General features: G+C 45.7%; 24 protein-coding genes. 4 read left to right on the forward strand and 20 right to left on the reverse strand.

The features are described 5' to 3' along the window. Positions 1–26: 26 nt before the first annotated feature. On the reverse strand, positions 27–815 hold the full coding sequence (locus IEX81_RS03295) for a Cof-type HAD-IIB family hydrolase (RefSeq protein ID WP_188801636.1): 789 nt from the start codon (positions 813–815) through the stop codon (positions 27–29). A gap of 371 nt (positions 816–1,186) precedes the next feature. Here IEX81_RS03295 and IEX81_RS03300 point away from each other — a divergent pair, with 371 nt between their 5' ends. Beyond that, entirely contained in the window at positions 1,187–1,396 is a 210-nt protein-coding gene (locus IEX81_RS03300) for a DNA-dependent RNA polymerase subunit epsilon (RefSeq protein ID WP_188801637.1), read from the forward strand. Between the two features lie 4 nt (positions 1,397–1,400). After that, on the forward strand, positions 1,401–3,107 hold the full coding sequence (gene rnjA / locus IEX81_RS03305; RefSeq protein WP_188801638.1) for a ribonuclease J1: 1,707 nt from the start codon (positions 1,401–1,403) through the stop codon (positions 3,105–3,107). A gap of 265 nt (positions 3,108–3,372) precedes the next feature. Here the strand turns inward: rnjA and IEX81_RS03310 are convergent, their stop codons facing one another. The 6 genes from IEX81_RS03310 to ccpC form a co-directional block, all read right to left on the reverse strand. Beyond that, entirely contained in the window at positions 3,373–3,891 is a 519-nt protein-coding gene (locus IEX81_RS03310; RefSeq protein WP_188801639.1) for a methyltransferase family protein, read from the reverse strand. 147 nt (positions 3,892–4,038) lie between these two features. Beyond that, positions 4,039–5,058 carry a cytochrome d ubiquinol oxidase subunit II gene (locus IEX81_RS03315; protein ID WP_188801640.1) on the reverse strand — a complete coding sequence of 340 codons (1,020 nt, stop codon included), beginning with the start codon at positions 5,056–5,058 and terminating at the stop codon, positions 4,039–4,041. A gap of 456 nt (positions 5,059–5,514) precedes the next feature. Then, positions 5,515–6,063, reverse strand: coding sequence for a peroxiredoxin (locus IEX81_RS03320; protein WP_188801641.1), 549 nt, complete (start codon positions 6,061–6,063; stop codon positions 5,515–5,517). Between the two features lie 405 nt (positions 6,064–6,468). Next, complete coding sequence (locus IEX81_RS03325; protein WP_373292322.1) at positions 6,469–7,578, reverse strand: N-acetyldiaminopimelate deacetylase; 1,110 nt, start codon at positions 7,576–7,578, stop codon at positions 6,469–6,471. 45 nt (positions 7,579–7,623) lie between these two features. Next, positions 7,624–8,334: a 2,3,4,5-tetrahydropyridine-2,6-dicarboxylate N-acetyltransferase gene (dapD, locus tag IEX81_RS03330; RefSeq protein WP_188801642.1), complete on the reverse strand. Its 711-nt coding sequence runs from the start codon at positions 8,332–8,334 to the stop codon at positions 7,624–7,626. Between the two features lie 49 nt (positions 8,335–8,383). Next, positions 8,384–9,253, reverse strand: coding sequence for a transcriptional regulator CcpC (ccpC, locus tag IEX81_RS03335; RefSeq protein ID WP_188801643.1), 870 nt, complete (start codon positions 9,251–9,253; stop codon positions 8,384–8,386). A 208-nt stretch (positions 9,254–9,461) separates the two neighbouring features. On the opposite strand from ccpC, the gene IEX81_RS03340 reads away from it, so the two are divergent. Then, positions 9,462–9,665 carry an aspartyl-phosphate phosphatase Spo0E family protein gene (locus tag IEX81_RS03340; protein ID WP_188801644.1) on the forward strand — a complete coding sequence of 68 codons (204 nt, stop codon included), beginning with the start codon at positions 9,462–9,464 and terminating at the stop codon, positions 9,663–9,665. Positions 9,666–9,960: 295 nt separating this feature from the next. Here IEX81_RS03340 and IEX81_RS03345 read toward each other — a convergent pair whose 3' ends face one another. From IEX81_RS03345 to IEX81_RS03395, 11 genes are all read right to left on the reverse strand, one after another. Then, a complete protein-coding gene (locus IEX81_RS03345) occupies positions 9,961–10,968 on the reverse strand; it encodes an inorganic phosphate transporter (RefSeq protein ID WP_188801645.1) in 1,008 nt (335 codons plus the stop codon). A gap of 94 nt (positions 10,969–11,062) precedes the next feature. Further along, positions 11,063–11,683: a DUF47 domain-containing protein gene (locus IEX81_RS03350; protein WP_188801646.1), complete on the reverse strand. Its 621-nt coding sequence runs from the start codon at positions 11,681–11,683 to the stop codon at positions 11,063–11,065. 444 nt (positions 11,684–12,127) lie between these two features. Beyond that, positions 12,128–12,781, reverse strand: coding sequence for a response regulator (locus IEX81_RS03355; protein ID WP_188801647.1), 654 nt, complete (start codon positions 12,779–12,781; stop codon positions 12,128–12,130). After that, positions 12,762–13,868: a sensor histidine kinase gene (locus IEX81_RS03360; protein WP_188801648.1), complete on the reverse strand. Its 1,107-nt coding sequence runs from the start codon at positions 13,866–13,868 to the stop codon at positions 12,762–12,764. The genes IEX81_RS03355 and IEX81_RS03360 overlap by 20 nt, the downstream gene beginning before the upstream one ends. 18 nt (positions 13,869–13,886) lie before the next feature. After that, positions 13,887–14,993 carry an ABC transporter permease gene (locus IEX81_RS03365; RefSeq protein ID WP_188801649.1) on the reverse strand — a complete coding sequence of 369 codons (1,107 nt, stop codon included), beginning with the start codon at positions 14,991–14,993 and terminating at the stop codon, positions 13,887–13,889. Continuing rightward, positions 14,974–16,134: an ABC transporter permease gene (locus IEX81_RS03370; protein WP_188801788.1), complete on the reverse strand. Its 1,161-nt coding sequence runs from the start codon at positions 16,132–16,134 to the stop codon at positions 14,974–14,976. Before IEX81_RS03370 ends, IEX81_RS03365 begins: the two co-directional genes overlap by 20 nt. A 5-nt stretch (positions 16,135–16,139) precedes the next feature. Beyond that, the gene (locus IEX81_RS03375) at positions 16,140–17,075 is read right to left on the reverse strand and encodes an ABC transporter ATP-binding protein (protein WP_188801650.1); all 936 of its coding nucleotides are present in this window, start codon (positions 17,073–17,075) and stop codon (positions 16,140–16,142) included. Positions 17,076–17,281: 206 nt separating this feature from the next. Next, positions 17,282–17,971: a YetF domain-containing protein gene (locus IEX81_RS03380; protein ID WP_188801651.1), complete on the reverse strand. Its 690-nt coding sequence runs from the start codon at positions 17,969–17,971 to the stop codon at positions 17,282–17,284. A 69-nt stretch (positions 17,972–18,040) separates the two neighbouring features. Beyond that, positions 18,041–19,180, reverse strand: coding sequence for a radical SAM/CxCxxxxC motif protein YfkAB (yfkAB, locus tag IEX81_RS03385; protein WP_188801652.1), 1,140 nt, complete (start codon positions 19,178–19,180; stop codon positions 18,041–18,043). 119 nt (positions 19,181–19,299) lie between these two features. After that, positions 19,300–19,566, reverse strand: coding sequence for a hypothetical protein (locus IEX81_RS03390; protein WP_188801653.1), 267 nt, complete (start codon positions 19,564–19,566; stop codon positions 19,300–19,302). 219 nt (positions 19,567–19,785) lie between these two features. Further along, complete coding sequence (locus IEX81_RS03395; RefSeq protein ID WP_188801654.1) at positions 19,786–19,923, reverse strand: YjcZ family sporulation protein; 138 nt, start codon at positions 19,921–19,923, stop codon at positions 19,786–19,788. 352 nt (positions 19,924–20,275) lie between these two features. On the opposite strand from IEX81_RS03395, the gene IEX81_RS03400 reads away from it, so the two are divergent. Then, on the forward strand, positions 20,276–20,713 hold the full coding sequence (locus tag IEX81_RS03400) for a hypothetical protein (RefSeq protein WP_188801655.1): 438 nt from the start codon (positions 20,276–20,278) through the stop codon (positions 20,711–20,713). A gap of 166 nt (positions 20,714–20,879) precedes the next feature. On the opposite strand, the gene IEX81_RS03405 is transcribed toward IEX81_RS03400, so the two are convergent. Continuing rightward, complete coding sequence (locus tag IEX81_RS03405) at positions 20,880–22,850, reverse strand: ABC transporter permease (protein WP_229727446.1); 1,971 nt, start codon at positions 22,848–22,850, stop codon at positions 20,880–20,882. Next, the gene (locus tag IEX81_RS03410) at positions 22,837–23,604 is read right to left on the reverse strand and encodes an ABC transporter ATP-binding protein (protein WP_188801656.1); all 768 of its coding nucleotides are present in this window, start codon (positions 23,602–23,604) and stop codon (positions 22,837–22,839) included. The genes IEX81_RS03405 and IEX81_RS03410 overlap by 14 nt, the downstream gene beginning before the upstream one ends. Positions 23,605–23,623 lie beyond the last annotated feature (19 nt).

Consider the following 23,623-nt stretch of genomic DNA (forward strand, 5'->3'; position numbering starts at 1 on the left):
ATACACACGATCAGAACATTCTTTTCTTATAAAAGCCCGATTTCTTTAAGGCCGTAATATATACCGTCTCTGTTCACAGGACGGGTCACGAAGTCCGCGGCGTTCTTTGCATCGGCAACCGCGTTGCCCATGGCGACACCCGTCCCGACAAACGAAAGCATTTCTACATCATTGTTTCCGTCCCCGAATGCGCATGCCTCATCGGGGGCCAAATTCAGTTTCTCAAGCATGCTCCGGATTCCTGAAGCTTTGGACCCGCTCTCCGGAATTACATCAACCCCGTATGGGTGCCATCGGACATACCTGAATGCATCCAGAGGTTCTTTCTCTAAATAACTCGAATCGTCTTGTTCTGAATAGAACAGCAGCGCCTGATAGATCTCATGCTGTTTGTAAAAGTCGGGATCTTCCTCAGGAAAGGGAAGGTTCAACTTTAAGCTTGCGATACTCTGCTCGACCCGTTTGTTTTTTTTGCCGTCAATTCTCATTGTTCTTTCATTAAGAAAGACAAGCCGATTCCCGATCTCAGACGATTCCTTCTCCAACTCATGAAGTGCCGGCTTTGAAAGCGGGTTTTTGAACATCGGCTCGTCCTCATGCACGACATAGGATCCGTTGAAGCTGACAAACGAATGAATGGCCAGCTGCTTTCTCAAACCCTCGAACATGAACGGTGCCCGGCCGGTCGCAATCGCTGTAATTATACCTTTTCTCTGTAAGTCCCTGACAGCTTCCGCTGTCGATTCAGGTACCGATTTATCCTGATCATACAGCGTATTGTCGATGTCGAAAAATACTATTTTCACTTTGGACATCGATGAATCCCCCTCAGCATTTTTTCTAAATGGTCGATTGATCGTCTCATCCGATTTTTCGACAAACCTGCGGAAAACAGATGGAACGCACCGCTTCCTGCGGACAGGCCGATAATCTCCGCGGGTCAACCATTGATTTTCTATAAGAAATACACACCTCTTTATTATAGCAGGTCGGTAAAGGTGGCGGGAAACAACTGATTGCTACGGTTTTTTCCTCCGGATTTGTCAAAACTAAGGACCGGAAGCCGTGGAACGATTTGGACTGAAATCAAGGCCTGTAATAGGACTGATAGCGTAAACGATGAAAAACCTTTGCTTTTCATATATAATGGTTTTTAGAATCATTTTCTCAGAGAGGAGCAAGCTATATGGTTTTCAAAGTGCTGTATCAGAAATTAAAGGAGGAAGTCCCCGTACGGGAGAACACGGAGACTTTGTACCTCGAAGCAAATGATGTCCGGGACGTTCGAAAAAAATTGGCAGAACGGCCGTATAACGTTGAATTTATCCAGCCGCTGAGCGGTAAATTTCTCGAATACGAAAAGAAATCTGCTGAATTCAAACTGGAGAAGATATAATCTTATGAAATTTGTTAAAAACCACCAAACGGCCGTATTCTCACTGGGCGGGCTGGGTGAGATCGGGAAAAATACCTATGCAGTGCAGTTTCAGGATGAGATCATTGTGATTGATGCAGGGATCAAGTTCCCTGAAGATGATCTGCTCGGCATCGATTATGTGATTCCCGACTATAGCTATCTGGTCAAAAACGTCGATAAGGTGAAGGGCCTTTTTATTACACACGGTCATGAGGATCATATCGGCGGTGTACCCTACCTGCTTCGCGAGCTGAACGTCCCGATCTATGCAGGCAAGCTCGCCGCGGGTCTGATCCGCAATAAACTGGAGGAACACAATCTCCTGAGGCAGACCGTCATTCATGAAATCACTGAAGATGACGTCATCAAGTTTCAGAAAACTTCCGTCAGTTTCTTCAGAACCACACACAGCATTCCCGATTCTTACGGAATTGTTGTCAGAACACCGCAGGGAAACATTGTCGAAACCGGAGACTTCAAATTTGATTTCACACCGGTCGGCGGCCAGATCGCCAATTTAACAAAAATGGCGGATATTGGAAAAGAAGGCGTTCTCTTGCTGATGTCTGACAGTACGAACGCAGAGGTTCCCGGATTCACCATGACGGAACGTGAAGTCGGGGAAAACATTAAGGATATTTTTCGGAAAGTGGATGGACGGGTCATTTTTGCGACCTTTGCATCAAATATCCACAGACTGCAGCAAGTTGTTGATGCTGCCGTCGAAACAGGGAGAAAAATAGCCGTGTTCGGACGCAGTATGGAAGCTTCGCTGACCATCGGAGAAGAGCTTGGCTATATCAAAGCGCCAAAGGATACCTTTGTCGATCATCAGCAGATCAATCATCTCGCCGATAATCAGGTGACCATTCTGTGCACCGGCAGTCAGGGCGAACCGATGGCCGCATTGTCCCGAATTGCGGGAGGAACCCACCGCCAGATTCAAGTGCAGCCGGGCGACACCGTCATCTTCTCATCGTCTCCGATTCCAGGCAACAAGGTGAGCATCAACCGGACGATCAACCAGCTGTATCGGGCGGGAGCCGACGTGATTCACGGCAAGCTGAACAATATTCATACTTCCGGTCATGGCGGCCAGGAGGAAGAAAAGCTGATGCTCCGGCTGCTTAAGCCGAAGTTTTTCATGCCGATTCACGGCGAATACCGGATGTTGAAAAAGCATGTGGAAACGGCGCACGCCTGCGGAATTCCTTACGATCACTCCTTTATCATGAATATCGGGGATGTACTCGCTCTGGATCAGAATCAGGCCAGCGTAACCGGTAAGATTTCTTCGGGTTCCGTCTATATTGACGGGAGCGGTATCGGCGATATTGGCAATATCGTGCTCCGCGACCGGCGCATTCTATCGGAAGAAGGTCTGGTTATTGTTGTCGTCAGTGTCGATATGGAGGCGCACAAAATTCTGGCAGGACCCGATATCATCTCAAGAGGATTCGTCTATATGCGCGAATCCGGAGATTTGATCAGCGAGGCACAGGAGCTGCTGACGTCGCATTTGCAGAAGACTATTCTCCGTAGTACGCTGCAGTGGTCTGAAATCAAGAGTGAAGTCAACGAAATTCTCGCTCCTTTTCTTTATGAAAAGACGAGACGCAAGCCGATGATCCTTCCGATTATTATGGAAGTCAATGAAAAAGGAAACAGACAGGTGGAAAACAGCAGATAAAGAAAACTTGGCTCAGCCAAGCCTTTGGCGCAGGCTGAGCCTTAGTTGCGGGGTCAGGACGGCCTAATGCCGAACATACCGCAGGACGCGGCGTATGTTCGGCCAATAACACGATAATCCTTTCAATCTTATACTTTCCTGGTGTAACTTCACCCCGACAAAAGACCGGAAACGCGGCAGAATCAGCGTTTTCGGTCTTTTATTTATATTACAGGTATGCCCGAAGGCTACTTTCTCTTCAGTGCAACACATTAAATCATAATGATTATAGATAGCGCCTGACCTGTTTCATATATTTTTTGTAGTCTTCGCCAAATTGTGAAATACACCATCTTTCTTCAGATAAAATAAGGTAGTGCACTGAAATTTGAAGTAAAGTGAGTGCAGATAATAGCAACCAAGAGCGGGTTAATATGCTGCAGCCTAAAAAATACAAGAAAAAAGCTAAATACATTGGATTCCGGGAAATCCTGTACAAACCGTTAAGATTCAACCCATTTTCGTTCGGCTTGGCAAACTGTACAATGGATATACAATATAAAACCATTCCCAAAACATAAATTCCAAGTCCCACGAAACTAAACAAGCTATTCAATCTCGTTTTTATAAAAAGTGAAATAATCAGCAAAGATAATGTCGTTATGATATAAACCAAATAAGCGATCTTTTCTATGCCCTCTGTCGGTGGATAAAATGCGGCACGCTTCATCGCTTCCTTGCCCAGAATGGCTAATAGGCCATAACGTATAAATAGAATAGGCAGCACCAGAACAAAACCATTCACAACATCCCACCTCCGATCAATAAATGTTTTTAGAAATGTCGTATAGCGTCCAGAACAGATCTGTAATCTGTATTCGTTGTACGGGAAACGGGCTCCTGCTTTTTTTCTTCATGCAGTCATAAAGTGATGTAGCCAAGTCTGAACGAACTACTTGCTGTTTGATCGTTTAAAAGCGGCGTTTCTGCGGACTATTGAACGCTTGAGGATGAGAAAAGAAGCAACGACGGCAACAGCCAGGGCCATAGTCAGAGAAATGAACCATGCGGATCCTGACAGGCCGATAAGATCAGGGGCAAGCTGTATTTCAGGATAAATGACATAAGGAAGATGCGACAGGCTGTAACCCATCAACGCAAATAAGTACTGGAGCATGACAAACAGGAAAGACAAGCGATAATGCCGTTTCAAAAAAAGCAGGGTCACGGCAAGCAGACAAAAGATAAGCGAGAGCAGAAACATCCACGAAAAATTCAGCGCATTCATGAAATGATCCGGGTTCTGCCTTTCGAGTCCGAGGAAAACAAATCCGCTTGCCGCAACCGTAGGCATGCTCCAGAATAAAGCAATGTTCCTCATGCCGTCGCTTAGTGTCTCATTATTGCAGGAACGGGCAAAATGGGCAAAATACATCGCGCTTATGTAGAAAATACTGACGATCGAGATCACAATGACGGACCAAAAATACAAATTGGTGCCGAGCTGTGCCATAAAAAAGGCGACGTTTCCTGTTCCGGAAAAACCTCCCTCACTGACAACCATGGCGATACTGAGTACGGGTGGAATCAATACCCCGGTCAGGCCGTTTCCCGCCACGCAAAAAGCTCTGATCCCGGATTTCTTTGAAAGCAGCTCCGCCATGGCATAAAAAGTGCCTTTCAACAGAGTCAGCAAGGCTGCAACGATCCCCGTAAATAAGAACGGTGTCTGATAAACCAATGAAACGTCCGGTGAGAAACTTAAGACAGCGGCAAACAATAAAACAAAGCAAATGTTGGCCACCTCCGATACCGGAGAGAGATAATCATCCAACAGAGCATACATCCGCTCCTTTTTCTGAAACACCTGACCGTAGAAAAGATAAAAACTTGCTCCGAAATCCACGGAAGCAAGAATTAAATAACTGTAAATTAAAATCCAAAGGGCAACGAACACCAGCGGTTCAGCCATCACGCGCACTCCCTCTCCGGATTGCCGGCTCCCCTGCCGGATCCGCCACATTTCAACATCTGTCTTTCTTAAGATACTACCCTCATTATATCAAAACACAAGAGGATCGAAACAAAGGCCGCAGCGATAGCTCTCTTTCATTCTTGATTTGCCTGGAACGGTATTTTTTACTGATTCTCCCGCTAGCTCATGATAACCACTGTCTGTGCCGTTGTACAGCTAACAAGCAGGTGATGAAAAAGGTCCCGACCCACCCTAAACTCAGAGATTATCATCCCAAAGTGCGGAAGAATCGCCCCGAACTCAAAAATTATTGACCTAAGATACGAATAAATCGCCCTGAAATTGAAGACTATTGCCCTAATATGCGGAGCCGATTAGTACAAAAAAAGATCCGGTTCCTGTAAGAGCAGTGCCGGATCTTTCCTATTCGTCAAAAACTTTTCTGTTATAAAATCAAACGTGCAGAGTTTCATCACCAGGGTGCCAGTTTGCCGGGCAGAGACCGCCTGTCTGGAGAGCCTGAAGAACACGCAGAGTTTCATCTACATCGCGTCCGATATTATTGTCATTGACAACTGAGTAGCGAAGGTCGCCTTCAGGACTGATGATAAACAGCCCGCGCAGAGCAACGCCTTCATCTTCAATCAGGACGCCGTATTTTTCTGCAGCTTCATGTGTATGATCGGCTGCCAGTCTGAAATTGATTTTCCCGATGCCGCCTTCTCTGCGTGAAGTCTTCATCCAGGCCTGGTGCGTATAAATCGTATCACAGGAACAGCCGATGATATCCGCATTCAAATCGGCGAATTCCGCATAGCGGTCGCTGAAAGCCGTAATTTCAGTCGGACATACAAACGTAAAATCCATTGGATAAAAGAAGAAAATGGTCCATTTTCCAGCTTTCACGTTTTCTTCAAGGCTTGCTTTAGCAAAAGAACCGTCGGGATTCACACAATCAAGTTCAAAGAGCGGTGCCTTGGCACTGACAAGACGTTCTACCATTAAAAAAACCTCCTGAATAATTGGGATGTCTCATGAACCTCTGCATGAGAGAACATTTTTATTATAGTATCCCTTTAAATTTAAGTCAATTTTACTTGATAATAAATTTAATCTAAATAAAACTCTATAGTGAAGGATTATCCAGCTAAAATAACCATTATTATCATTATCATTTAAACAATTTTTTATCAAAAAATTATTTTCGCAGTTTGGAATCCGTCAAATTCATTAGAAATATTCCCCTTTTTCTCTATCATAACACGCGAGCCTGCAGGTTTCTAAAGAAAAGCCCTTTTAACGGCAGGACGCTGGAAATTAAAACCGGAGCAAATCATTTACAGCATTTGCTCCGGCTTCCATTAACCGTTTCGTCTTTTATGCAGTTCACCCTGATCCTGACCGGTTTCATATGCCTTCCCTAATATAGGCGCTGACGACACGTACGCCTTGCTCAAGCGCAGATTCATCGGGTTTAAAATCGGATGAATGCAGGCCTGAAGTTTTGCCGACTCCGAGCCAGAACATGAATCCCGGTATTTCTTTTAGGAAGTAGCCGAAATCCTCTCCTGTCATCGCATCACCACAGATAACATAGGGGAAAGCTTTTTCAGTGCAAAAATCGACAAACGGCTGTTCATATTTTTTACGATTATAGACTTGATAATAGTTGGCGCCGTAATCAATCCGGCTCTGGCAGTGATAAGCGATTTCAATCGCTTTAACCTGCCGTTCGATGTCGTCTTTGATCAGCGCCATTGTCTCCTGATCCAGGGTGCGTATCGTTCCCTCGACCCGGGCGTGCTCAGCGATAATGTTCTGTTTCGTACCCCCGCTCATTTTGCCGATCGTCAGAACCGCCGAGTTGAGCGGGCTGACACGGCGGGCAACAATACTCTGAATACCGACGACAAAGTGGCTTGCCGCGACAATGGCGTCATAAGTCAGGTGAGGATATGCCGCGTGTCCGCCTTTCCCATAGAAATCGATAAAAAGTTCCGACGTATTAGCAAAGAGTATGCCTTCTTTTGTTGCAACAGTACCTGCAGGAAATTCAGGCGAAACGTGAAGAGCAAAAATGAAGTCCGGTTTCCATTTTTGAAATGAGTCGCTTGCCATCATCGGAACGGCTCCCCCGGGTCCTTCTTCCGCGGGTTGAAAAATGAAGACCACATTATCTTTTACCGGGTTTTGTGCGATCTGCTCCAGTGCGCCGAGCGCGATGGTCATATGAAAATCATGGCCGCAGGCATGCATCTTACCGTCATGCCTCGACTGGAACGGGTAGCCGGTATTTTCTTTGACAGGCAATGCATCGATATCCGTCCGGAATCCGATTGTCCGTGACGGCTGTGTTCCCTGTACCCTGACCAGGAGACCCGTCTTCCATTTCATGATCTGAATATGCTCCTGGGGCATTTGCTGAATCTGCTCCAAGAGAAAAGCCTGGGTTTCCACTTCTTCAAACCCGATTTCCGGAATCTGGTGCAGGGCACGTCTGACCGCTATATAATCCATCACTAAGATCCTTTCTTTCTGGCCGCGCAGCAAACGGTTAGTTAATTACAATTGTCGGAGCTCCTTCATGATCTCCGTTTTCGATCTTGTCTTGTCGTCAATCGTCTTAATCACCCGGGCCGGGGCACCTACAACAACCGTATTCTCGGGAACATCCTGGGTCACAACTGCGCCCGCGGCAACCACGGCACCTCTGCCGACACGCACGCCTTCCAAAACGACCGCGTTGGCCCCGACAAGCACATCATCTTCTATAACAACCGGTTTTGCAGAAGGGGGTTCGACGACTCCCGCCAGCACTGCACCCGCACCGATGTGACAGTTTTTTCCTACCGTTGCACGGCCTCCGAGCACGGCATTCATGTCGATCATGGTCCCTTCGCCGATCACGGCGCCAATATTGATCACGGCGCCCATCATGATCACCGCATTCTTTCCAATCTCCACTTTTTCACGGATCAGGGCTCCCGGTTCGATGCGTGCCTCGATCCCTTTCAAATCCAGCAAAGGTACGGCTGAATTTCTGCAATCATTCTCAACGACGACGTCATCGATCTGGTTTTTGTTTGCAGCCAGAATCGGCTGAATCACCTTCCAATCGCCAAAAATGGTTCCCGCAGAACCGCTGATAAACGTCTGAACGTTTGCCCCGAAGTCAACTTCGCCAAGATTCCCTTTTATGTAAACCTTAACCGGTGTTTTCTTAACGCTGTTCTGCAGAAAAGAAATAATTTCAAAAGCATCCATTTGCTCCATTTTACAGCCTCCCAAAATGAATGAATATCCAAAGCTATCTTATCGAATTTCAGGCCAAAAGTCTATGCCGGACAAGCTCAATGAATGCGCGCACCTGTTTCAGCCGCAGAGATTCCTTATCATACAGCAGCCAATTGTCCCTTGTTATGGCAAGCCCCTGCCTGTCCGTCAGCGGAATCTGGTGCACGATGTCTTTTTTAGTCAGGCTGATCGATGGAAGAACCGCGTAGCCGATTCCGTGGGTCGCCATTTGTTTGCAGGTTTCAATCTGATCAACCATAATCGTCCGGACAGGAGATCTAAGTTTTTGATCATGCCACCACTCCTGTATGATTTGATCATAGGAAGAATCGCTTCTGAATTGTATATAAGGGCGCTGATCCTTGATCAAATCGTCCAATGTTTCCATTTTTGTATCGACCAGATTCAGCGGATCGGAAAAAAGATGAAGTTTTTCTCCCCTCCAAAGCGGATTTCCACGGACAATGGCCACGTGACACCGGGCATGATACATCCGTTCCAGAATTTCACTTGACCAGCCAGTCACTAGTGATATTTCCACAAGCGGATAGTTCTCCACAAAATCTTTAAGGATATCCGGCAGCCAGTACTGCCCGTTGACCGACGAAACGGCCAGCTTAAGCGTTCCGTAAATAGCCGATCCGTGCGCTCTGACTTCGGCCCTGACTTCCGCTGCTTTCTCTAATGTTTCTTCGGCAAACCGCACGATCGCTTCACCTTCAGCCGTCAGGCTGATTCCGCGTGTTGAGCGCGAAAAAATTTGAGTGCCCCATTCACGCTCGATATGCTGCAGTCTCTGGCTCAGAGCAGGCTGGGAGACAAAGAGTTTCTCCGCCGCTTTTCTCATATTCCCTTCATGGGAAAGCACGGTAATCAATTCAAAATCGGATAGCTGCATGACCTTTGCCCTCCAAAGTTTCATAAGCCTAACTTAAAATCTTTTTAAATTTATCATACGGCCTGGATTAAAAAGAATCAAAGTCTGATTATTTGTGAAAAAAATAGCATGGATTCATTGGAGACAATGGACAAAATAATAATGCATGTTATAATTAAAATCGTTAGTTTGGTATATTTACAGATCGCAGGGAGGTGACCAAAGACGTATGTCCAGCCTTTCGATAGTTAATAAGACACAGGAAATATATCCTTCAAGTTTAGAAAAAATTGAAAAAAAGCGAAAGCAGCTTTTTCATACAGCGAAAACCTACGGTATATACGCTCCCGAAACTTTGCGATGCAGCCGGGAACTGGACCTCTTGATTGTCGAGTTTCAGGAGAAGTGTCTTTCTGTTCAGATTGACTCCTGATTCAATAGATAAGTCGATGCCGTCTGTTTCCTAATATTTAGGTTAAAAAACGAATTCTCTTATGTAGTAAACCATGGTCTTAACAATAAGATAAAGTGTAAAGATATGAAGTCCGCCTATATCCGTATCTTTTCGTGGTCTTTTCTTCTTGCCTTTTTGCGTCGTCCCTTTGGAGACAATTGTAACCGCTGTCATCAATCCTCAAATTCTTACGACCACTCCTTTTGCAAAAAGATTCCCTTTAGAAAAGCTGGATAAATTGAACAAACGTCCGTTTCCCGATCGCCGCTTTCGATCATAAAATCCAGGATAAAATTTTAAAGATGACAGCCGCAACCGCTGCAGTCATGGGCAATGTAATAATCCAGGTTACAATTATATTAATCGCCATACTCCAGTTAACACCCCTGACCCGGTCAGCCGCACCGACGCCAAGGATCGAGGACGTGATGACGTGGGTTGTGCTTACAGGAAAATGAAGCGCTGTAAAGCCAAAAATGATCGTTGCCGAAGACAAATCTGCTGCCGCTCCATTAATGGGCTCTATTTTCATGATCTTGCTTCCGATCGTTTTAATAATTCGCCAGCCGCCAAAAGACGTGCCCGTGGCCATCGCGATCCCGGAAGCGACACGAACCCACATTGGAATCTCCACTTCAGAGAGATATTTTGATGCAACCAGTGCCATAGTGATAATTCCCATAGTTTTCTGAGCATCATTTGTACCGTGAGCGAACGATTGCAGTGCTGCTGTAAGAATTTGAAAAGTGCGGAACCGTTGGTTTGTTTTTTTCAGAGTAAAGTTATGGAATAAAAAAGTGAATAGACTCATGATAATAAATCCGAGCGTTATGGCCGCAATCGGTGAAAAAACAAGTGCTTCAAAAATCTCTATAAAGCCGGATAAATTAAGTGAGTGAAACCCAAGTGCCGATATTCCCGCGCCGGCCAGTGATCCGATTATGGCGTGCGAAGAGCTGCTCGGTACACCGAAGATCCAGGTAATAAGATTCCAGAGGATTGCGGCGATCAGTGCGGCCATTACAATAATCAGGCCCTTGGTTTCATCATGAATAGTAAATGGATCAATGACGCCCTTGCTTACTGTCTGGGCAACTCCGGTAAACGTTATCGCACCGAGAAAATTCATGGTTCCCGCTAGAATAATGGCTGCCTGTGGCCGCAGGGCGCGTGTGGAAACTGAAGTGGCTATCGTGTTTGCCGTGTCATGAAAGCCGTTAAGAAAATCGAATATAAAGGCGAATAGTACGATCATCAAAGTCAAGGCAAACAAGCTTTGCATGATATAAAAAATCCTTTCTTTTTTGAGGCTGCAATAAAAAATATAGGTTACGGCAGGGTATCACCGAACACTACCCTGCCGCCACATCCATACATCATGCATTTCTCATGATAATCGTCTCAAGCATATCCGCGACATCCTCGCAGCTGTCAGCCACATTTTCCAGCATTTCGTAAAGTTCCTTGTACTTAATGATTTTGACCGCATCTTTCTCATTCTTAAACAGACTTGTAATACATTTTGCCAGCAGATCGTCACATTCAGTTTCATAATCGTTTATCTTAATGACATTGTTCCTTATACCCGACAAATTCTTTTTACCCAGAAGATTAATCGCCTGGGCGATCTCTTTGGATGATTCAAAAAGATAACCTACAAACTCGGCCATGTATTCATCAGTATGAGTCAGTCCGTAAATTTCAAGTCTCATCGACCATTCTTCAAATCCATCGAGAACATTGTCCATTTTCATGGCGAGTTCAAGAATATCCTCCCGCTGAAGAGGGGTCACGAACGTTTTGTTAAGTGCGATGATCAGCTCGTGAACATAAGAATCTCCTTTACGTTCATAGTCTTTCATTTTTTGCGAAAAATCGTGGAGATCGGACTCATTTTTGATCTTGCTTTCTACAAAAAAACGCGCTGACTCCTCCAGATTCAGTGAGATCATCGAAAGCATATTAAAAAATTTGTCATTTTTTGAAAAAAGATGCACAAAGTTCACCTCTCCGCCATATATAAACAGCCGTTCTCTGTAAATAGCGAAAATTATTGGAACGCTCTCACACCGTATTAGAAAACTTGGCGAAGCCAAGACCTAGCGTAGGCTGAGCCTTAATTACCCTTACACTATAATCCTTAAAATTTTTATACTTTCCTATAGTGCAAAAAAGAGCCCAATTTTCATTTTAACAGAACAGACCGGATTTACAATCTCTTTTCAACTTCTTTAAAAAGTTTAACACATCATTCGACATATTTTTCATGTAAAATTCTTTACATGTGTGGATAATAGTGGAAATTTACCAGTATGCAACAGGGCACACATTCAAGGAGCTGAATAACGAAGCTGTCGGCGTTCAGGTTTTAGATAAGGGGGACGGAAAATGTATTTAGCACATGTGCCGGGCAAAGAAAAGACAGCTGATGATTTTCCCTGTCAGCTGTCCTTTCCATATTTGCATTCCATATAATAGACGGCAAGCTGCGTGCGGGTGCGCAATTGCAGTTTTTCGAGCATGCGTGTAATATAATTTCTGACCGTTCCGTCGCTCAGATAAAGCTTTTCGGCAATTTCCTTATTTGACCGGCCCTCCGCAATCAGCGTCAGCACTTTTTTTTCCCGTCCGGTCAGTGATTCGTCCATAGGAGGCGTTTCACTTTTCTTCTTGACCGGACGGTGCAGCATGTCGGAAAGTTTTTCAGCCACTTCCCCGCTCATCACCATGCTGCCGCGGAACGCTGCACGCAACGTATCCATGATCGCTTCACCTGACTGGCTTTTAAGCAGATAGCCGGACGCACCGTTTTTGATTGCCTGTCTGATGTAGGCATCATCGCGAAAGGTTGTCAGCATGATGATCTTCGTCTCAGGCCATCTGCTTTTCAGTTCGGCCGAACATTGCACGCCATCCATGACCGGCATACGGATATCGAGCAGAACAATATCGGGCGCCGCTTCAGTTTCAAAGAAGCGAATCGCTTCCCTGCCATTTTTGCATGTACCGGCAACCGTCATATCCTTTTCGAGTTCAATCATCAGCTTCAGGCTGTCGCAAATCAGCGCGTCGTCATCAACGATGAGAATCCTCAAATACTCCACTCTCCTTTTTTGTCAGCGGAAGCATACAGACAATCTTGAAACCGGATTGTCCGTCAAGAGACAGGCTCCCCCCCAGCTTATTCACCCTCTCTTTCATTCCGTTTAACCCGAGGTGTTCCCGAAAGACGGGGGACCCTCTGCCGTTGTCATGAATGAACAGCCTGACAAAATGTTGGTTCTTCTTCAGCTCAATTCCGACTTTTGTCGCCCCGGAGTGCTTGAATACGTTTGTCAGCGCCTCTCTGACATTGTCCTCCAGTACCTTCCAGTGCTGTTCAGGAACCCCTTCCATGTCTTCGGAAAAAGCAAACGATGTTTCACAGTAATGAAATGTCTGAATCATCTGCCTGATTCTTTCGAATCCGGATCTTCTTTTCGGCAACAGATCATGTGCCGTATCGTGAACCAGCTGCAGCGTTCCGGACAGCTCTTCAATAGTCTTTTCAATCAGCTTATCAGATTTATCAACGCTTATATTTCTGATCTTGTATGCCGCCTGAAGCTGCATATACAGCCCGGCGATTCTGTGGCCGACCGTATCATGCAGATCCCTCGCAATCCGGTTTCTTTCTTTCAGTTCGGCCAGATGGGCGCGCCCTTCCGCCTGCTGCTGAAGCTGCCGCTTTGATTTTTCAAGCTCATAAATATAATAACGTTCATCATCGGTGATTTTCCTGAATTGCTGTTCGGTCGTCTGCAGCCGATCGATCAGGCTGACAAAAAAGTAACAGATGCCGAAAACGATCAGAAAAAGCAGCGTTTGCTGGAAATTGCCCATAAAAAGAGGGGGCAGAATTAGGAAAGAGAGATCGGTCAGGAGATGCCCCTTTGCCTTAATCGCTTCCGGGAGCAGGAGGGCGAACCCGGCAGCAAAAATCGGCTGATTGACTCCGGCCAGAAGAATAAGCAGCCATTCGGCTTGAGCCATCCATTTTTTCGGCAAATATCTGGTTTTCAGCAGATTGATGATGACCAATGACAAAAAGCACACGACCTCGAAAGGAGTCAGTGTGTTTTTGCCGGTTACGAGTTCATAACCCATCAGGCAGAACAGGAGAAACTGATAAATATAGATCATAAGCAGCCTCCGGGACAATTAATGAGCGATATCCGTTCTCCGCCATGATGCAAGAAGAAAAAAGATCACGGCAAAAGCGCTCAAAACGCTTAACTCTATTATAACATCGCTCAAGCCATTCCCGTAAACCAGCTTTGTCAGCGCTTTGACACCCCATGCCGTCGGCGTAAAATTCGCGAGTTTCTGCATAAAGGACGGCATAATTTCTAAAGGCCAGAAGCAGCCGCCAAGCATCGCCAGCGGTGTCGTGATCAGCCAGGTCAGGGCGTTTGACTGCCTCGTGTTTTTTACAACCGCGCTTAAGGCGACACCAATGGAAATTGCAACGATGGAAAAAACGAGAAGAACGACATACACATTAAAGATTGAGGGCCCGAAAGACGCATGAAAACCGCCCGCGAGAATGGCCAGCATCGTGAAAATCGTGACATTGGCCAGCAGCACATAGCTCAGGATATGCTGGGCATTATAACTTTTCAGCGAAAGCGGCGTGGTGAAAAAGCGATCAAAGATCTTTTTTTCCTTATCTTCAACGATCAGCTTGGACGGAAGAGCGATCAGCATGATCAGGCAGCCGTAGATCACGAATCCAAGCGAATTCAGTGTACTTTCTTTTTGTCTGGCTTGACCGTCCGCACTTTGAACATTAAGCCTCAGATGGTTCTGGTTATACTGATCCAAAGCCTGATAAAAACTCTGCTGCCGGCCCTGGGCCTGTTTCGCCATCAATTCCATATCCTGAAGATAACCGCCGATAAAAGCTCCCAATCCGGCCGATACATTGCTTTCCGTTACATGGTATCCTTTCAACTCCATCGGCCGCCCGTCGATTATGGACGATGTAAATCCTTTGTCGACGATCAATACCATATCAACATGACCGTTAATCAACTGATCTCTCTGATTTTTATCCGTAACCCGGGCCACATCCGCCTGGCCTTTGATTGTCTGAATCATTTGCTTTGTCAGCCGGGTCCCGTCATGATCGATAATGCCGACCGTCGCTCTCTGGGTCCCAGAGCCGGAAAACGCGACGACGATGAATACAATCGGTATCATCAGACTGAGTCCCAGAGTCAGCTTACTCTTCATAAACCTTTTCAGATTATTTAGAAAGACTGCCATAATTTCTCCTCCTTAACTCGGCCGCAACGAGCAATAAAACCGCCGCCAAAATGATCAAGAGTTTCAAGACGGCGCTTGCCGGAGACAGGCCGGAACCACCATATATGTCCTGAAAAATCAGTGTCTGAACCAGAGAGTTGGGCATGAAACCGCGGATGGCCGACGTGACGGGATTTGTCTCTAAAAAACTAAGTTTCACATAGCCGCCTGAGAGAAAAGTAGCTATGGGAACAAGAAACATCATCAGGGCGTCGGCCGTTTTTTCCGTAAACAGCAAAGCGAGAGCAGTGCCCGCCAGAATGACAATAAATGCGAGAAGAAAACATAAACCGAGAACTAGCCACAGATGATCGCCGAAATCAGCTTTATAGATGAATTTAAAAAACGAAATCAGTAGAATAATCTGCAAAAAGACGGTCGCAATATGGCCGAGCGCTTTACCTGTGAAATAACTCATCGGATGAACGGGCAGCGATTGGATGCGATAGCCGATCGGCGAATGCAATGACTCTCTGACCACATTCAGTCCGTAATTGTAGGCGAATAAAATGATCATGATCAGCATGGTGACGGCATAATAACCGCTCGCTTCCGGCACCTTCCCTTTGACACTCAGAGCATGGTCCGATAAAAGCGGATCCAGATGTGTCTGGACGGATTTCTGAGGAGAAACGCCGATTGCCGCCAGAGCCTGCACCGCATTCACTCGCTTCAGAAAGCTGTCGGTGATGCTCCGGACAGCCGAGCTCTCCATATCCCCGCTCGTGATAAAATCCAGATGATGGCTTTGGCCGCTCTCGGCAGCCGCAGAAAATCCTTTTGTAATCACAATAATCGCATCCAGATTCTGCTTTTTTAAGTCCTTATTTGCGTCGGCCACTGTTTTATAAATTCGTGTTTGCATAATCGCACGGATTTGTTTCTCTTGAAAAAAGTCGATCATCGATGCCGCCAAGGGCCCCTGGTCCTGATTGACTATTCCGCCCCGGATATTCAGGGATGTCGTCGTCGTATTTGTACCGACCTTGCTTAGAGCCGTCCCTAAAATCAGCGTCAAAACAATCGGCAGGAGCAGCATCAGCGTGAGACTTCTCCGGTCACGTAAGTTTTGCTTTATCGTACTGAAGCAGATGTTGACCATCGTCCTCAATTGGACCCCTCCCGGAGCGCGCGGCCGGTCAGCGTCAGAAACACATCTTCCAGCGTCGGCGTATTCGTCGATACTTTGGTAACGGTCACGCCCTTTTTGAGAAACGCCGACAGAGCTTCGTTCATATTCTTATCGGCAGACACGATGCGTACCGTATGGTCATCGATCATGGCGTCTTTAACGGAAGGCAGGCTTTTCAATGTGTCGATGATCGAATAGTTGGGCGATTCAATGTCGACAAGCAGGACATTGTCATCGACAATCAATTGGGATAATTCTTCCTTTGTTCCCTTTGCGATGATCCGCCCTTTGTCGACAATCGCGATTTGTGAGCAGATTGACTCCACTTCTTCCATGTAGTGGGAAATATAGATGACCGTACAGCCCATCGAATTTAATTTTTTGACCGATTCGAGAATGTAATTGCGCGATTGCGGATCGATCCCGACAGTCGGTTCATCCATGATGATCAGCTTCGGTTTATGAACGAGCGCGCAGGCGATGTTCAGACGCCGTTTCATGCCCCCAGAAAATTGCGAAGGCCTCTTGTTTTGCAGGTGGGTCAGTCCCGTAAATTCAAGGGCGTCGTCCACCCCCTCTTTCAGCGCTTTGCGGCTTAGGCCGTAGAGTCTGCCGAAGAGCAGGACATTTTCCAGCGCTGACAGATCCTCATAAACGGCGATATCCTGAGGTACGAGACCGACATGCCTCTTGATTTCCCGTTCGTTTTTTCTCAGTTCCTGGCCGAAAATCTTTATCGTTCCCTGATCAACCGCTGTCAGACCGAGTATCGTGTTCGTCAAAGTCGTCTTACCCGCCCCGTTCGGGCCAAGCAGTCCGAAAATCTCACCTTCCTTCACTTGCAGACTCAGATGGTCAATGGCCAGATTGTCTTTATAGCGTTTCACAAGATCGGAAACTTCAATAATCAATTCATCATCCCCCTTCCAATCTATCCATAGCTTACCAAGCGGGAAGACAAAAAAATAGTGACCTTTTGTCAACATAGAGATGACAAATGTCACTATCTAAAGTGTTTGGCGATCGGATGAGTAAAAGAAATCCTGCCGTCTGAATGAACGTGAATGAATAGATTAAGAAAAACGGGGGCCGTCCAACTGATACAGCAAAACTCCGATCACTTTTCTCTTTTGTCAATATAAAGTGTTCCGTCAGATTGAATTTCTGCATAAAAAACATCATGAATCGAATGGACTCCGGTTTTTTTCAGCTGATTATCTACCCATTCTCTGTTCAGGTTCAGTTTTCTTAAATTTTGCTTAACGATTTTGCCGTCCACGATGATATCCGTCGGCAAATACAGCGGCTGATTGACCGGGAGCCGTATATCCTTCTTTGTGACCATCTGATATTCGGATTTTTTAAGCACACTTAATCGTCCGTTGGGTTCAAGTATGGCATAGTCAACATCTTTAATGGAAAACACATTATTATTCCTCAGCAGCATGCTTAAATCGTTCATATTGAACCTCATCGCCCGCATGGCTTCTTCAACTATTCTTCCTTTTTTGATCACGATGGTCGGTTCACCGTCAAGGATTAATCGCGCTTTTGCCGATTTTTGGTTCAAATAACCGACAAGAAGCGCGGCGCCTGTCCATACCCCAAGACTCGTAAATCCGTCGATGACACGAATGTTTTTATCAATAATGATGTTGGCGGCTATGGAACCAAAGGTAATGCCGGTCACATAATGAAAGAAAGTCAGGTGATTCAGCTGATTTTTGCCCAGAACGCGCACCAGCAGCAGCAATACGGAAAACGTGCCCAATGATCTTGCCAGTATCTCAAGAAGATTCAAGATCATAACCCCTTCAAACTTTTCCTTATTTTGTCCCTGCGCGAAACAAAATAAACGAAAAAAAGGGAGGGACACTTATATCTGCTCCCGCGTGATCCGCGCGGCTCGGGTCGAAAAATCCGTATCCTGATAATACGTGTTCTTGACAAGAACATTCGGACCGAGGCAGTTCACGGCCGGACAGTGGCAGTTCAATGATTTGGCCAGCGGTGTTTTCATCCATTGTCGGTAGGCCTCTTCAAGACCGGTCGATTGAATGTTGCCAAGCGGCGGTGTATCACCGAAATCCGTAACGATGACATCTCCGCTGAAAATGTTGATATTTAGGCGCGAGCGGCCGTCGGGGTCGTTTCGAATCGTTACATTTTTTGCTTCATAAAGTCTTTTTAACAGAGCAAGATCGCGATCATCCGAGCTGCACGGATAGAACGGCAGCGTCCCGAACAGCATCCAGATGTTTTCATCGCGGGCATCGAGAAGCCTGTGTATACCCGAACGTATCTCGTCGAGTGTCGCCACTTGAAGCGCGCCGGCAAAGTCGCTGGGATACATTGGATGAATTTCATGCCGCCTGCACCCCATCGCAACCACCTGTTCATGAATGCGTTCGAGATGCGGTAATGTACGTTTATTAATCATCGTTTCCGCCGATACCAGGACGCCTCTGGCCGACAGTTCCCGAGCATTTTCGATCATCCTGTCGAAAAACAGTTTCTGCTGATCCCGTTTCGGCTTTTTTTCCATAACCGCGAAACCGATAGTTGAGTAGTCTTCAAAACTTCCATAATTAAAAGAAATATGGAGTACATCCAAATAAGGAATAATCAATTCGTACCGGGCGAGATCAAGCGTCAGATTTGAATTAATCTGTGTTCTGAGGCCCCGTTCATGGGCATACTTTAAGACGGGTACGACATACTCCCTTACCGCCTTCATTGAAAGCATCGGCTCTCCGCCGGTGATGCTCAGCGCATGCAGGCGAGGTGCCTCGTCCAGCCTTTTAATAATCAGCTCCAGCGGCAAGGGTTCCGGATCGTGTTTTTGCAATGTGTAGCCCACCGCACAATGCTCGCACCTCATATTGCAAAGCGTGGTCGTCGTCAATTCTACATTCGTCAGTTCAAGATGGCTGTACATTTCCATGTCATGATAGGCTTCCCACGGATCATTCGACGGGCTGATCGGCGCCGTGTACAACGTTGTTTTCGTGATCATTTTCTGCCGCCCTTCAGTAATTTCTTTTTCTATTACTCTATTATAGTAAAAAGACGGTTGCGAAAACAAATGAAGCGGCAGATATTCCGGCAGGCATCAGTACCAATGTAAGCGCTTACTTATGCGGATAATACTTCCGACATATTCTTTGAAATATACTCTTTCGTTTGGCTGATCCCTTTGCCTTCAATAACAATCAGGCATTCCTCATCACGAGTAAATAAAATAAACGAAAGAAGTTCGGACAGACGGTGGATTTTATGAGCCTCTGTTTTTCCATAGACATAAATGTTCTGCTCCAACTGTTCGCAATACCCGTAAAAGTCAATAAACTTATTCAATCTGAGTTTCGAGGGATTAAATTTAAACGAGATGATGTTCCTCATTACCGCTGCACTTCCTTTCGTATTGTTGTGTACCTCTATTGTCACACATTTTCGTCAAATACTGAACCGGGTTTTTTTGTCGATGTACCACTAGTTTGGAAGAAGTTTCCCGCAAAAAAATTTTTGAATAGATGAATTAAAAATGCCAAGTACTTCCGGTTCAACGGCTCTTGGCAATACTCTGAATATCGGGTCAGGCTATCCTTCTTATCTTTGCTTTTAGAAGAACAAACCGACGATGACAAGGAGAATAAACATGACGACGATGAGAATGAACATCTCCACATCCTCCTCTTTGTTTTCTATAGCATATGTTGTCTCCCTCCGCTTTGGCTCAGCATCCGCATCATTCCCCAAAAAAAGGCATACCTCTTAAAAAGTGGCCTTTCGTTCATTTGATGTGCCTAGGTTCAGCCCGCTGCGGCAAGCTATTTGCGGTTCAGAAATAAATTTGAAACTGCCGGCGTGGAGTGTTTCCTGCAAAAACATTGACAGAGCGTTGATAGACTGTTACAATTTTACGCTGTAAATGGACAGACTTATAAAAGCGATTAGGTCTATCGATCAAAGTGCTTCTTTCCGGCCGGCTGGAACAGTGACAAGGTTCAGGCTACGTCTGTCAGACTGAAACAGAGAAAATATTATAAGAAAAACCGATGGATTATAATTACCATAAGGATCGTTCAGTCACGGAAACGAGCAAGAATTTTTGGAGGATTTTAAAAAAAGTATGAATCTTGAACCTGTGCATTTTATTAAATTACCGATTGTTAAACGACTGAAACAAGACCATGTTTTGGAACCTGAGAATATCTTGAATTATTACGATTATCCAGCAACGGATCGAGGTATGGTCTATCCTAAGACTTTTGTACTCGATATCAGCAATTTACCGCCGCTGCATGACTTCTTTGGGACTTCTCACGCCACGATCCTCGTTATTGAGAACCGGGATATGTTCATGGATGGTGATAATGTCATCGTTCAAACAGTGAACGGAGAAATTTATCTCGGAGAATCAAAATTTCTCGGTGGAAAATTGCTCATTGAAAATAAGTACGGCCCCAATAATAAAGTCCTAACTTTGTCCAGAATTCGCTATGTAGGTCGTTTAGTGAGCGCGATTCGAGAAATTGAAAAAAGCTGACGACACGGTCCTCAAAAAAAGCAGCCTCAGATTCTTGAGACTGCTTTTTATACTATAAGAAAGTATAAAATTTTTAAGGATTATAGTATAAGCGCAACTAAGGCTTCGTCAGTATCAAGGGCTTGGCGAAGCCAAGTTTTCTAATGCTTCATTTTATCGTAATTCGTTATAGGTTAAGAAGCGGGCGGTTCACTCGGTTTTGACGATTCGCGTATAGGATCGCACTGTGAACAAATAATAGATGAGATAAATCAGCAAATAGATGAACATGCAGACAGCAACCGGCTCGATCAAACTCTGATTCATCATTTTTGAGAGTGCAGTCAGTGCCACCGCGCTGTGCGCGAGGCCAAGGACAAGGGGCAATGCGAAGATAAAGGCGACCTGTTTGGCGATCGTTCTTCTGATTTCTTTTTTTTGTCACGCCAATTTTCCTGAGGATGCCGTATTGCGCTTTCTCCTGCTCTGCTTCTGTCAGCTGTTTAAAATAGATGATGCTCCTGGTGGCGAGCAGAAAAACAAGACCGAGAAAGGCGCCCATAAACATCATCAGTCCGTATATTGACATTGATCCATGATAGACTTTGTAGAAGCTGCTCATTGGAAAAGATGCGGAACCGATTACCGGGTTCAGTTTTGCCGAAAGCCCGGCTGTCAGCTGACTCGAGTGCTCCGGGTCGCTCACGTTGATTTGGGTGAGACTGATCGGATGATTTTGCCGTTCAAGCTGATGAAACAGTGTATCCGTGACAACAACAGAAAAACCGGCAAAAGGTTCGTTTAAAACACCGTACGGCTTATACCCGACAAAATGAAGCGGTGTCTTGCTTCCCGAAGCCGATATAATTTCACCTGTTTTCCCTTTATATTTCGGTGAAAATTGACTGCTGTAGAATTTATCCAGTACCATTGCCTTATTTGCATTGAGCTGAAAACGGTCGTTTATTCCGATTATTTTTGCCAGCCGCTTGAAAGAAGACGTGGAGATAATCGTCATATTTTCGGCATTCGCCGAGAATACCGGTGAGTTAAATCCATTCAGCGTCCCTTTCGCGCGAATGAGCGGCACCGTTATTTTATCGGTCATCTTGTGGCCGCCTTCAGCCTTCACTTCTTGATCAAAGAGTTGATCCGCTTTATTTTGAGCTTCTTTCTGCACGCTGTAGGCATAGCTGAAAGGACTGTTTTCTCTTGCAAATTTGTTCGTTTCATAGTAGAGACTGTAACTGGTTCCAACGGCGCAAAGTGTGATGGCACTCAGTGTCGCGATCACCGTCAGGACTCTCGCGTTTCCTTTAATGCGGTAGAAAAGCTGCCCGGTGCTGATCATGTTCGTTCCTTTGTAAAAATGCGCCTTATGCTTTTTCGACCGCTTTAAAAGATAGACCGTCAGCGAGCGAAACAGCAAAAAGGTTCCGGTAATCGTGCAGAACAAAATAATCAAAGCGATGGGGAGCAGACCAAGCCGCCAAACTTTTGAGCTCAGGCCCTGCAGCGCCAGCCAGTAGCCGCCCGCAATTAAAACGACGGCAAGTATCGCCTGAACGGCGGAAACTTTGGGCGCTTTCTCTCCCACTTTTTCCGCGTGAAATAAATCAATGAGTTGAAACCGGTAAATCAGCCGATACCCGTCAAACGATGTTACTAGAATAATCAAAAAGAAAATGATGACCGTTTCCACGATTGCCTGGGGAGCAATTGAAAAACTGACGTTGACTGCTGTGTCCATCAGTTTCATCAGGATCATGACAAAAAACTTGGACAGAAGCATGCCAATCAAAATACCGATACACAGCGACAGCAGGCCGAGAATCAAATTTTCATAGAAGAGCAAACGGCCGATCTGTTTTTTTCGAAGGCCGAGCAAAGCATAGAGGCCGACTTCTTTTTTCCGGCGCTTCGTAAAAAAACTGTTCGAATACCAGATGAAGATCGAGACAAAAATAATCAGGACAATCGATGCGGTTTTAAACGACGTATCGATTTTTACCGTGGAATTTTGTACGACCTGGTGATTAAACTGCAAGGAAACGAATGTAAAAAAAATCATCACACTGAGCATCATTGATGCAAAATAGAGGAAGTATTGATAAAAATTTCGTGACATGTTGCGGCGGGCCAGTTTAAATAATGTCACTGACGCCACCTCCTAATGCGGACAGCACATCAAGAATCTTTTGAAAGTAATCTTTGCGGGCCAGCCTCCCCCTATTCAGTGCAGTGAACAGTTCGCCGTCTTTGATAAAAAGGATGCGATGGCAGTAGCTGGCGGAAAAGGCGTCGTGTGTGACCATCATGATCGTCGCCTCTTCCTCCTCATTCAGCTGCGACATCATCTGCAGGAGCGCTGTCGCCGATTTGGAATCGAGCGCGCCCGTCGGCTCATCGGCAAAAATGAGATCGGGACGGACGATGATCGCCCGGGCCGCGGCGGTTCGCTGCTTCTGCCCGCCGGAAACTTCGTAAGGAAATTTGTTTAGAATCTCTTCCAAGCCCAGCTTTTTCGCAATATGATGCACGCGTTTGACAATTTCAGCCGGATTGACTTTCGCCAGAGCAAGCGGGAGCGCGATATTTTCCTCAATCGACAAAGTGTCCAGCAGATTATAATCCTGAAAAATAAAACCGAGCCGCTTCCTTCGAAAGGTCGCCAGATCCTGTTCATTCATGTGGACAATCTCAGTCCCATTGATCGTTACTCTTCCTGACGTCGGTTTGTCAATGGTCGAAAGAATATTTAACAGCGTTGTCTTTCCTGAACCGGACGGCCCCATAATGCCGACAAATTCACCTTTTTCAATGGTCATGTCAATACTCTGGATGGCCGTATACGTATTTCCTCCCCGGCCGTAAACTTTCCTGAGCCGTTCTGCCTTTAATAGTTCGCTCATCAGAGAAACCCCCGTTTCT

It is taken from the genome of Sporolactobacillus putidus, from assembly GCF_014647035.1.
In the GTDB taxonomy this organism is placed as follows: Bacteria; Bacillota; Bacilli; order Bacillales; family Sporolactobacillaceae; genus Sporolactobacillus; species Sporolactobacillus putidus.